General features: G+C 68.0%; 2 protein-coding genes. Both read right to left on the reverse strand.

Translation table 11 applies throughout. The features are described from left to right. A partial coding sequence (locus AB1609_21750) for a VWA domain-containing protein (protein MEW6049059.1) occupies window positions 1-1194 on the reverse strand: 1194 nt, incomplete at its 3' end. 16 nt (window positions 1195-1210) lie between these two features. Continuing rightward, window positions 1211-2281, reverse strand: a 1071-nt coding sequence (locus tag AB1609_21755; protein MEW6049060.1) for an AAA family ATPase, incomplete at its 5' end; no start/stop codon positions are given.

Genomic DNA, 2281 nt, shown 5'->3' on the forward strand with positions numbered 1-2281 from the left:
GAACTCCTCGGCGAACGCCTCGGATGCGCGGCACAGGGCATCGGTGATGAAGACGACGTCCCCTCGCCGGAAGGGGCTCTCCTCCATCACCTCAAGCGCCTGCGCCAGGGGCGCCTCGAAGTCCGTGCCGCCGCCGAAGAAGTGTTCCACTGCCTCCAGAAGCTGGGCAGGGCCGACGCGCCGGGGCCGCGGGAAGCGGTCCACCCGGATCTCGTGGGCCGAGCCGAAGTGGACGAGGGCATAGGGTCGGCTTTCCTTCGCCGCGATGTTGAAGCAGGCCAGCGCAACGGCCTTGGCCCAGACCTCCCGCTCCCCCGCCATGCTCCCGCTTTCGTCCACGCAGACGACAAGCGGCCCCCGGCCCTGCGGGGTGGGAACGTCGAGCCGGTACTGGAGCATCTTTCTCTCGATGAAGCGCCGGTAGAAGTCCGGCCGCCGCAGGGGGTCAGCCAGGGCGACAAGCTCGCTGGGCAGAAGGCGGGCAAGCTCCCCGCCCATCTCGATCTCGGCCACCTCCGTGGGCTCCCGCTTCACCCGGCTGCGGCGCTTCTGAAGCGCGATGCGGGTGAAGCGCCCGGCCAGCCTCACGATCTCGCGCAGGCGCGAACTCGCTGCGAGCTTCTCCGCAACTGCCACCACCTCCTTGCCGGGGACCCCGGAGCGGGGCCTGCCCGGCTGCACGCCCCAGGCAAGGCAGACCCCCGTGGCCTCTCTCGCTGCCCGAGCCTCGTCGGCGGCCTCCAGAGCAGCCCGCGCCAGCGCACTATCGAGCTCCTCCCCGGCGGCATCCGGCGGCGTGGCACTCTGTGCCTCTTGGCCGGCGCCCGCGGCCCGGCTCCGGCCTCGCCGCGATGGGCCATCGGGCTTACCGGAGAGGAGCTCCAGGAGCTTTCGCGCGGTCGGCACGGCCAGGGCAGCGGAAAGCCACTCGTCCCCGACGGTCTCCGCCCGGACCTCCTCCCAGGCCGGATTCGCGAGAAGCCTTTCCAGCAGCTGCCTTTCCGCCGCAAGGTGCCGGGGCACTTCCGCAGCCAGCTGCGGCTCCTCCAGGAAGGCAGCTGCCCATATATCCCGGTGCACCTCCGAAAGCAAGGGGTCATCGCCCGCCTGTTCCTCGGCGGAGGCGATGCCGGCCTCCCGGCGGATGAACAGGTAGGTGAGTTCTTCCAGGCGCGTCAGCGCTATGCTCCCCACGTTGAGCGGACCTCCTTTACAGATGCGCCAAGACGTCTTCCATGAGGAGCTTCTTGTGCTCCTCGATTTCGGCCACCAGCCGTTCGGCCCGGCTCCGGATGCTCGTTCCTTCGGCGTGCTTCGCCGCGATCTTTCGACCCCGTTCCGCCGCGGCCGACAGGCGGCGCACCGCGGAGACCTTTTTCCGCGTATCGCCGCCCGTCGCCCAGGCGTCGAGCACCTCGCGAACGGCATGTGCCAGCTCGTCGAGCTCGGCTTCGTCCGGCGAAGCAACTTTTGCCACCGCCTTAGCCACCGCATCCCGTTGCTCCGGCGAGGTCCAGAGCGCATGTTGCAGCACTGCGAAGTCCCGCCCCGGCAACACCTCGTCCCCTCCCTCCAGCAGGGCTTTGGCCTTGAGCAGCACCGCGCACTGCTTCATGCGGCGGTCGCTCACCTCCACGCCCTCGCGCCTCACGGCCTCCACCACCGCCACCAGCGCCTCAGCGGCGTCTTTGCCGAAGGCCACGCGCCCGGCCGCCTCGTGCAAGCGGTTCAGGTCCGTCAAGCTGAGGACCGGCTGTGGCTCCGGCTCCTCTTGGAGGAGCAGACAGATCTTGTTGCGCGGTGACTTCAGGTAACCGACGACGTACCGGAGCAAAAAACGGTCGGCCAGGGCCCGGAGGGCTGCTTCTTCATCGACGCCTGGCAGTTCATTGCTGGCTGCAAAAAGGCTCACCAGCGGGACGCGAACCGGTTCGCCGTCGTTGAAGAAAACGCGCTCGTTCATTATTGACAGCAGGGCATTCAAGACCGCCGAGCTAGCCTTGAAGACCTCGTCGACGAAAGCCACATGCGCCTCGGGAAGCTTTCCATCAGTGCGACGGCGATAGCTGTCGCACTGCAAAGCCTCCAGGCTTACGGGGCCAAACAGCTCCTCGGGGGTCGTGAACTTCGTCAGAAGCCATCGAAAGTACGACGCTCCCGACACCTGCCGCGCCGCAAACTCGATCAGGGCCGACTTGGCCGTCCCCGGTGGGCCCAAAAGCAAGACGTGCTGCCGCGCCACCAGGGCAAGCACGACCCCTTCGGCCACTTCCTCGCGTTC

The organism is Bacillota bacterium (assembly GCA_040754675.1).
Taxonomy (GTDB): domain Bacteria; phylum Bacillota; class Limnochordia; order Limnochordales; family Geochordaceae; genus Geochorda.